Origin of the sequence: Methylobacterium sp. J-078 (genome assembly GCF_022829285.1) — a bacterium.
GTDB lineage: Bacteria > Pseudomonadota > Alphaproteobacteria > Rhizobiales > Beijerinckiaceae > Methylobacterium.
In genome coordinates this window covers 294,348-302,238 of the sequence record NZ_JAKSYI010000120.1, presented here as the reverse complement: position 1 = coordinate 302,238, position 7,891 = coordinate 294,348, and the positions used below count along the sequence as shown (strand labels likewise).

General features: G+C 68.9%; 7 protein-coding genes and 1 tRNA gene. 7 read left to right on the top strand and 1 reads right to left on the bottom strand.

Translation table 11 applies throughout. The annotated features are described in order from the left end of the window. Positions 1-119: 119 nt before the first annotated feature. Positions 120-195, bottom strand: a tRNA-Ile gene (locus tag MKK58_RS22040). A 315-nt stretch (positions 196-510) separates the two neighbouring features. On the opposite strand from MKK58_RS22040, the gene MKK58_RS22035 reads away from it, so the two are divergent. From MKK58_RS22035 to MKK58_RS22005, 7 genes are all read left to right on the top strand, one after another. Beyond that, positions 511-855 (top strand): DMT family transporter, encoded by a 345-nt coding sequence (locus tag MKK58_RS22035; protein WP_243914800.1) that lies wholly within the window; start codon positions 511-513, stop codon positions 853-855. A gap of 2 nt (positions 856-857) precedes the next feature. Beyond that, positions 858-1,421: a TetR/AcrR family transcriptional regulator gene (locus MKK58_RS22030; RefSeq protein WP_243914798.1), complete on the top strand. Its 564-nt coding sequence runs from the start codon at positions 858-860 to the stop codon at positions 1,419-1,421. A 64-nt stretch (positions 1,422-1,485) separates the two neighbouring features. Further along, positions 1,486-2,655 (top strand): efflux RND transporter periplasmic adaptor subunit, encoded by a 1,170-nt coding sequence (locus MKK58_RS22025; RefSeq protein ID WP_243914796.1) that lies wholly within the window; start codon positions 1,486-1,488, stop codon positions 2,653-2,655. Positions 2,656-2,705: 50 nt separating this feature from the next. Further along, on the top strand, positions 2,706-5,903 hold the full coding sequence (locus MKK58_RS22020; protein ID WP_243914795.1) for a multidrug efflux RND transporter permease subunit: 3,198 nt from the start codon (positions 2,706-2,708) through the stop codon (positions 5,901-5,903). A 323-nt stretch (positions 5,904-6,226) separates the two neighbouring features. Then, on the top strand, positions 6,227-7,102 hold the full coding sequence (locus MKK58_RS22015) for an STAS domain-containing protein (protein WP_243914794.1): 876 nt from the start codon (positions 6,227-6,229) through the stop codon (positions 7,100-7,102). A gap of 4 nt (positions 7,103-7,106) precedes the next feature. After that, positions 7,107-7,505 carry an STAS domain-containing protein gene (locus MKK58_RS22010; RefSeq protein ID WP_243914793.1) on the top strand — a complete coding sequence of 133 codons (399 nt, stop codon included), beginning with the start codon at positions 7,107-7,109 and terminating at the stop codon, positions 7,503-7,505. After that, positions 7,486-7,890 carry an anti-sigma regulatory factor gene (locus MKK58_RS22005; RefSeq protein ID WP_243914792.1) on the top strand — a complete coding sequence of 135 codons (405 nt, stop codon included), beginning with the start codon at positions 7,486-7,488 and terminating at the stop codon, positions 7,888-7,890. Before MKK58_RS22010 ends, MKK58_RS22005 begins: the two co-directional genes overlap by 20 nt. The last annotated feature ends 1 nt before the right edge of the window (position 7,891 follow it).

Genomic DNA, 7,891 nt, shown 5'->3' with positions numbered 1-7,891 from the left:
CCCGCCGGAGAGCCTCCGAGTGGGGTCAAAACACGTTTGCGGTTCCGGTTTCGGTTCCGGCCGCCCCGGGAAGGCTCCGCCGACGGGTCGATTTCGAGTGGTCTACAGAGGGGAAAAGGTGGTGGGCCCGGCAGGACTCGAACCTGCAACCAGACCGTTATGAGCGGTCGGCTCTAACCATTGAGCTACAGGCCCGGCAGGGCGAGGACGCCCGGGAAAGCGATACCTGAACCCTCCCGTCTCGTCACTCCGGATTCCATCAGAATTCTCCCTCAAGCCCGTCCCTTCGCGTGCCTCGGAACACAGAGAGAACACCGTTCCTCGTCCTGATGTCTGGTCGGGATAGGGCCGGTCACGATATCCCACCGTCGTCACCATGGTGCCGCCTCTCGCCGGCGCTGAAGGAGGTAGCATCATGGATACCTCCACCTCGCCGTCAGACGAGGCTGAGGCCCTTGAAAGATACCGAATGGTATGTATGTATGAACCCATCGTTTCACTGGTGAGACCATGCCGAGCCAAGCCGTCGCCTACGCTGCCCTGACCGTCGCCATCGTGTGCGAGGTCGCCGGCACGACCTTCCTGCAGAAGTCCGAGCAGTTCACCCGCCTCGGACCGACGCTGGCGATGGCGGCGTTCTATGCCGGGGCGTTCTACCTGATGACGCACGCCCTGAAAGTGATGCCGCTCGGGATCGCCTACGCCATCTGGAGCGGGGTGGGCGTCATCCTGACGGCCGTGATCGGGGCGACGGTGTTCAAGCAATCCCTCGACCTGCCCGCGCTCGTCGGCATCGGCATGATCGTCGGTGGCGTCGTGGTGATGCAGGCGTTCTCGACCGCGACGGGGCACTGACCGTGGAGGCCGCGTCTCGCCGCAAGAAGCAACCGGAGCTAGTCCGGCGCACGCTCCTCGAGTGCGCGGCCCATCTGGCCATCGAGCAAGGGCTCGCCGCCGTGACGGTGCAGGCGGTCTGCGAGGCGGCGGGCGTCACCAAGGGCGCGATGTTCCACCACTTCGCGAGCAAGCAGGCCCTGATCGACGCCGTGGTCGCCGAACTCCTGGAGAAGCTCGACGCGGACATCGAGGCGGCCATGGCGACCGATCCGCACCCATTCGGCCGGTTCACCCGGGCCTACGTGACGGTCACCCTGGACGACCTGATGTTGAACCAGGGCAGCCAGTGGACGGCCCTCTACATTTCGTCCCTGACCGAACCGAGTCTACGCCGTGTGACGGCGGAGTGGTTCGCCAAGTTCGTCCGGCGGCACCGCGCGACCGACGATCATCCGACCCTTGAGATCGTTCGGCTGGCCGCCGACGGGGTCTGGCTCGCCGGCCTCCTGCGCGAGGATGGCGGCCCGATGCCGGACCTCTCCGCCCTCCGCGAGCGATTGGTGGCGATGACGCTTCCCGACTGAGCGGTCCCACCGCACCCTCCTTCTCATCATCCCGGATCATCCCGGACCGAGGACCCGCCGACCCATGCGAGAGCGTGAACGTAGACGCCTGCCCATCGTCCCGGTGATCACGCCCTGCATCGTGATCCTGGCCCTGTTCGGCTGCAAGCCGAGCGCCACCGACCCGACCACGGCCGGGGCTGAGACGCCGCCCATGGACGTGTCGACCGTGACCGTGGCGGCGACCACCGTACCACGCATGCTCGACCTGCCGGGGCGGCTCGCCTCGACCCGCGTGGCCGAGGTTCGGGCGCAGGTTTCCGGCATCATCCAGGAGCGTGCCTTCGAGGAGGGCAGCCTCGTGCGGAAGGGCGACGTGCTCTTCCGGATCGACCCGGCGATCTACAGGGCCGAGGTCGACGCCAGGATCGCGGCGGTCGCCAAGGCCGAGGCCACCCGCATCCAGGCGCTGAAGCAATCGGAGCGGACCGAGACGCTTCTGGAGCGGCAGGCGGCTAGCACGGCGCAGAGCGACATCGCGGTCGCGACCCTGCGCCAGGCCGAGGCCGACGTGGCGAGCGCCAAGGCGCAGCTCGCCCGGGCTCGGATCGACCTCGACTTCGCCACCGTGCGGGCTCCCATCGATGGCCGCATCGGACGCGCGCTCATCACCGAAGGTGCGCTGGTGAACCAGAGCGACGCCACGAAGCTCGCGGTGATCCAGCAGATCGACCCGATCTTCGCCGACTTCAACGCCTCCGCCTCGGATCCGGGCCGGCTCGTCGAGCGCGCCGCCGGCAAGGAGGCGACGGAGGTGAGGCTGGTCCAGACGGACGGTGGCCTGTACCCGACCGCCGGTCGCTTGCTGTTCACCGACGTCAGCGTCGATCCCGGAACCGGACAGGTCAGCCTGCGCGCGACGTTCCCGAATCCGAAGGCCGCCCTGCTGCCGGGGACCTATGTCCGCGTGCGCCTCGCACAGGGCATGAAGGCCGATGCCGTCGTCGTCCCGGCGCAGGCGATCCAGCGCAGCAGCGCCGGCGAGGCCCAGGCCTACGTCGTCGCGGACGGAAAGGCCGCCCTGCGACCGCTGCGCACCGGCGCGCTCACTGACACCGGCTGGATCGTCGAGGAGGGGCTGAAGGCCGGCGAAACCGTGGTGGTGGAGGGCTTCCAGAAGATCCAGCCCGGCATGGCCGTCAATCCGGTTGCCTGGACGGGCGGCAAGACGGCCGCCGTCCCCGACCCACACTGATCAAGCCCGACGCCCCACCATCCCGGCCCCGCTCGCGCAGGCGCAGTCCCATGACCCGGTTCTTCATCGACCGCCCGATCTTCGCCTGGGCGATCTCGCTGTTCATCATGCTGGTGGGGGCGATCTCCATCGCCGTCCTGCCGGTGTCGCAGTACCCGGACGTGGCCCCCGTCACGATCCAGGTCACGGCGACCTATCCGGGCGCCCCGCCCGAGCGTCTCTACGACGGCGTCACCCGCATCATCGAGGAGGAGCTCAACGGCATCCCGGGGCTCATGTACTTCGAGAGCACCAGCGACACCTCGGGCCAGGCCCAGATCATGGCCTCGTTCGCGCCGGGCTCGGATGCCTCAAAGGCCACCGTCGCGGTCCAGAACCGGATCAAGCGCATCGAGGCGCGGCTACCGCGGGCGGTGGCCCAGCAGGGCGTCATCGTCGAGGAAGCCAGCACGAGCTTCCTGCAGTTCGTCACCCTCAGTTCCCGCGACGACGCCATGAGCGAGATCGATCTCGGCGACCTCGCCGCCCGGCGCGTGCTCGGTGAATTGCGGCGCGTGCCGGGGGTCGGGCGCGCCACCCTGTTCTCGTCCGAGAAAGCCCTGCGGATCTGGATCGATCCGGTCAAGCTCGTCGGCCTCAACCTGACGGCGGCCGACGTCACGGCGGCGGTGGGCGCGCAGAACGCCCAGATCGCCTCCGGCATCGTCGGGGCGCAGCCGGCCAGGCAAGGCCAGCGCATCGCGACGAACGTCCTGGTGAAGGGACAGCTGACGACGCCGCGCGAGTTCGGCGAGATCGTCCTGCGCGCCAACATGGACGGCTCGCTGGTGCGCCTGCGCGATGTCGCGGAGGTCGCGCTCGCCGGCCAGTCCTACGCCATGCAGACCCGCCTCGACGGGCGTCCCGCCGCCGGCATCGGCATCCAGCTCGCGCCCGGCGGCAATGCCCTCGCCGCCGCCACGGGCGTGCGGGCCAAGATCGCCCAGCTTAGCAAGTCCCTGCCCGCCAACGTGAGGGTCAGTATCCCCTATGACACCACCCCCTTCGTCGAGGTCTCGATCCGGCAGGTGCTGATGACCCTCGCCGAGGCGATGGCGCTGGTGTTCGCGGTGATGTTCCTGTTCCTCCAGAACATTCGCTACACGATCATCCCGACCATCGTGGTGCCGGTGGCCCTGCTCGGCACCTGCGGCGCCCTGCTGCTCGCCGGCTTCTCCATCAACGTGCTGACCATGTTCGGCATGGTGCTGGCGATCGGCATCCTCGTCGACGACGCCATCGTGTTGGTGGAGAACGTCGAGCGGATCATGGTCGAGGAGGGCCTGTCCCCGCGCGCCGCCACCGCCAAGGCCATGGGGCAGATCACCGGCGCCATCGTGGGCATCACCCTGGTGCTGGTCGCGGTGTTCGTGCCGATGGCGTTCTTCCCCGGCTCCGTCGGGGTGATCTACCGCCAGTTCGCCGTTAGCATGGCGACCTCCATCGCCTTCTCGGCCTTCCTGGCGCTGTCGCTGACCCCGGCCCTGTGCGCGACCCTGCTCAAGCCCGTCGCGGCCGGTCACGGCCACGCCAAGGGTGGCGTGTTCGGCTGGTTCAACCGCCGCTTCGCCGCCGCAACGGAGGCCTACCGGTCCGGGGTAAGCGCGATGCTAGCCCGGCCCGTGCACGCCCTCGTCGTCTACGCCGCGCTCATCGCGGCGTTGGGGTGGGGCTACGTCCGCATGCCGTCGAGCTTCCTGCCCGTCGAGGACCAGGGCTTCATCATCGTCGATGTGCAGACCCCGCCGGAATCCTCGGCCGAGCGCACCCTCGACGTCGCCAGGCGGATCGAGGCGCATTTCGCCCGCGAGCCCGGCGTCGACAACCAGACCGTCCTGCTCGGCTTCGGCTTCTCCGGCCAGGGCCAGAACGCGGCGCTGAACTTCGTCGGGTTGAAGCCGTGGCCGGAACGCGGGCCGTCCGACGGCGCCGACGCCATCAGCGCCCGCGCCAACGCCATGCTGGCCGGCCTGCCCGACGCCGTCGCCATGAGTCTCGCCCCGCCGGCCATCGACTCCCTCGGCAATTCCAGCGGCTTCAGCTTCCGCCTGCAGGACAAGGGCCAGCAGGGCTACGCCGCCCTGGCGGCAGCCCGCGACCGGCTTCTCTCCGCCGCCGCGCAGAGCCCGGTTCTCCAGGGCGTCTACGTCGAGGGCCTGCCGACGGCGCCGCAGGTCGAACTCCTGATCGACCGCGAGAAGGCGAACGCGCTCGGCGTCACCTTCGCGGAGATCAACGACACGCTCTCGACGAGCCTCGGGTCGGCCTACGTCAACGACTTCCCGAACCAGGCCCGCATGCAGCGGGTGATCGTGCAGGCCGAGGCCGGGCGGCGGATGAAGGCCGAGGATCTGCTCGATCTGAACGTGCGCAATGCCCGGGGCCAGATGGTGCCGCTACAATCCTTCGCGCGGCTGCAATGGACCATGGGCCCGGCCCAGGTGGTCGGCTTCAACGGCTATCCCAGCATCAAGTTCGGCGGCACGGCGGCCCCGGGCTATGCCAGCGGCGACGCCATGGCGGAGATGGAGCGTTTGGCCGGGCAACTGCCGGCCGGTTTCGACTACGCCTGGACCGGCCAGTCCCTGCAGGAGAAGCTCTCAGGGAGCCAGGCGGTCTATCTGCTCGCCCTGTCGCTGTTCTGCGTCTTCCTCTGCCTCGCGGCGCTCTACGAGAGCTGGTCGATCCCGCTCGCCGTGCTGCTGGTGGTGCCGACGGGCGTGGTCGGCGCGGTCTTCGCCATGCTGATGCGCGACATGCCCAACGACGTCTACTTCAAGGTCGGCCTGATTACGGTGATCGGCCTGACCGCCAAGAACGCCATCCTGATCATCGAGGTCGCCAAGGACCTCGTGGCGCAGGGCCGCTCGGTGCGCGAGGCCGCGCTGGCAGCCTGCGCCCTGCGCTTCCGGCCCATCGTGATGACCTCGTTCGCCTTCATCCTCGGTGTGGTGCCGCTCGCCATCGCCACGGGGGCCAGCATGAACAGCCAGCGCGCCATCGGCACCGGCGTGCTTGGCGGCATGATCACCGCGACCGTGCTGGCGGTGTTCGTCACGCCCCTCTTCTACGTGCTGATCGCCTCGGCCGCCCGCCGGAAGCGAGCAACTCCGTCGCCTGCCGACGATGACGCGACGCGCGCCCCGGCGCTGCACGCGGAGGTTCCGGGCATCGCTCGGCGCAGCGGCTCGGCCAAGGACGCAACATAGGTCGAACGGTGCGCGAAGAGACGGAGCCGTTCAACGCCAGCGACGCGAGGGCCGGCGAGGGCCGGCTCCCTATCTCGGTGGAGGCCGCGTCCCTCCCCCCGTTCCGGGCCGCGCGGAGTTCGTCCGCTGCGACGAAGGTGGTCATGCCATCGCGGCGGCGTCGCAGCGGCCGCCGGGCTCCGATTTCCGCAGGCCGGCAGGGGGGGATCCGAACCTCGTGGACCAGCAACAAGTTGCTGCATGGATGTCTGCCACCGCGATGGCGCCTATCGAACGCGCTCCGAGCAGGGTAGACCCGGAACGGCGATGACAAGGATGACTTGATGACGATGGACGGTGCAGGGGTCCTTGAGAGGACGCTCGCGGAGGACGAGGTCACGATCCTCGACGCCTGGATCGCGTCCCTTCGAGATGGAACGTCCCTGCGGAGCGGCCGCATCCGCGAGGCCGAGCTCCGGACCCAGGCCAAGACGGTCCTCGGCCTCCTGCGGGAAGCACTCGCCGGTGGCGGCCTCGACGCCGACGCGGAAGGCTTCGCTTCGATCCGCGAGACCCTCGCCGACATCTCGCGCTCGCGCGCCATCCAGGGTTTCACCCCGACGGACACCGCAAACTTCGTGTTCTCGCTCAAGGAACGGGTTTTCGAGGCTCTTGTGAAGACCCATGGAACGGACGCGCAAGGGTTGGCGGCGGGAACGTGGGCCGCGAGCAAAGTGCTCGACCGCCTCGGGCTTCAGACCATGGAAGTCTTCCTGGCGAGCCGCGAGGAGGTGATCGGACGCCAGGGACAGGAGATCGCCGAGCTCTCCACGCCCGTGGTCCGCCTTTGGGACGGCATCCTGGCGCTGCCGTTGATCGGCACCCTCGACAGCGCCCGCACGGGCGTCGTGATGGAAAATCTGCTGCAGGCCATCGTCGACGAGGAAGCCGAGATCGCCATCATCGACATCACCGGCGTGCCGACCGTCGACACGCTTGTCGCCCAGCATCTGCTGAAGACCGTCGCGGCGGCGCGCCTGATGGGGGCCGACTGCATCGTGTCCGGCATCAGGCCGCAGATCGCCCAGACCATGGTGCACCTCGGCGTCGAGCTGAACGTCGTCTCGAAGGCGACGCTGGCCGACGCCTTCGCGGTCGCCCTGCGGCGGACCGGCCGCAAGGTGGTGCGCCAGCAGGCTCCGGCCGAGGAGCGCCGCTGAGGCCATGGAGCGCATCCCGATTCTCAAGCTCGGTGGCGTGCTGATCGTCACCATCCAGGTCGACATGCACGACCACCTCGCGCTGGCCCTGGAGGAGGACCTCACGGCGATGATCGTGCGCACCGGCGCACGCGGCGTCCTCATCGAGATCTCGGCACTGGAAATCGTGGATTCCTTCATCGGGCGCATGCTGGTGAGCATCGCCGCCATCGCGCGCGTCCTCGACGCCGAGACGGTCGTGGCCGGGATGCGTCCGGCGGTCGCCATCACGCTGGTCGAGTTGGGCCTGGAGCTCACAGGCATCAGGACCGCCCTCAACGTGGAGCGTGGCATGGCCCTGATTCAGGCGCGGCTGTCCGAGGAGGACGGGCACGGGAGCGACCGTGACGGTCTCGAAAGCTGAGACCCTCCCGATCCGCTCAGGCGGCGACGTCGTCCGCGTGCGTCAGCGGGTGCGCGCGCTCGCGGTGGAGATCGGGCTCGGGCTCGTCGACCAGACGAAGATCGTCACCGCCGCGAGCGAACTCGCGCGCAACACCCTCGACTATGGCGGGGGTGGCGACGTCCGCGCCGAGATCGTCCAGAACGGGGCCCGCAAGGGCCTGCGTCTGACCTTCGAGGACACGGGGCCGGGCATCGCCGACATCGAGCAGGCCATGACCGACCATTACACCTCCGGTGGGGGGCTCGGTCTGGGCCTGGGCGGGGCCAAGCGCCTCTCGAACGAATTCCACATCGCGTCGACGCCCGGGATGGGCACGCGCGTCACCATCGCGCGGTGGAAGTGAG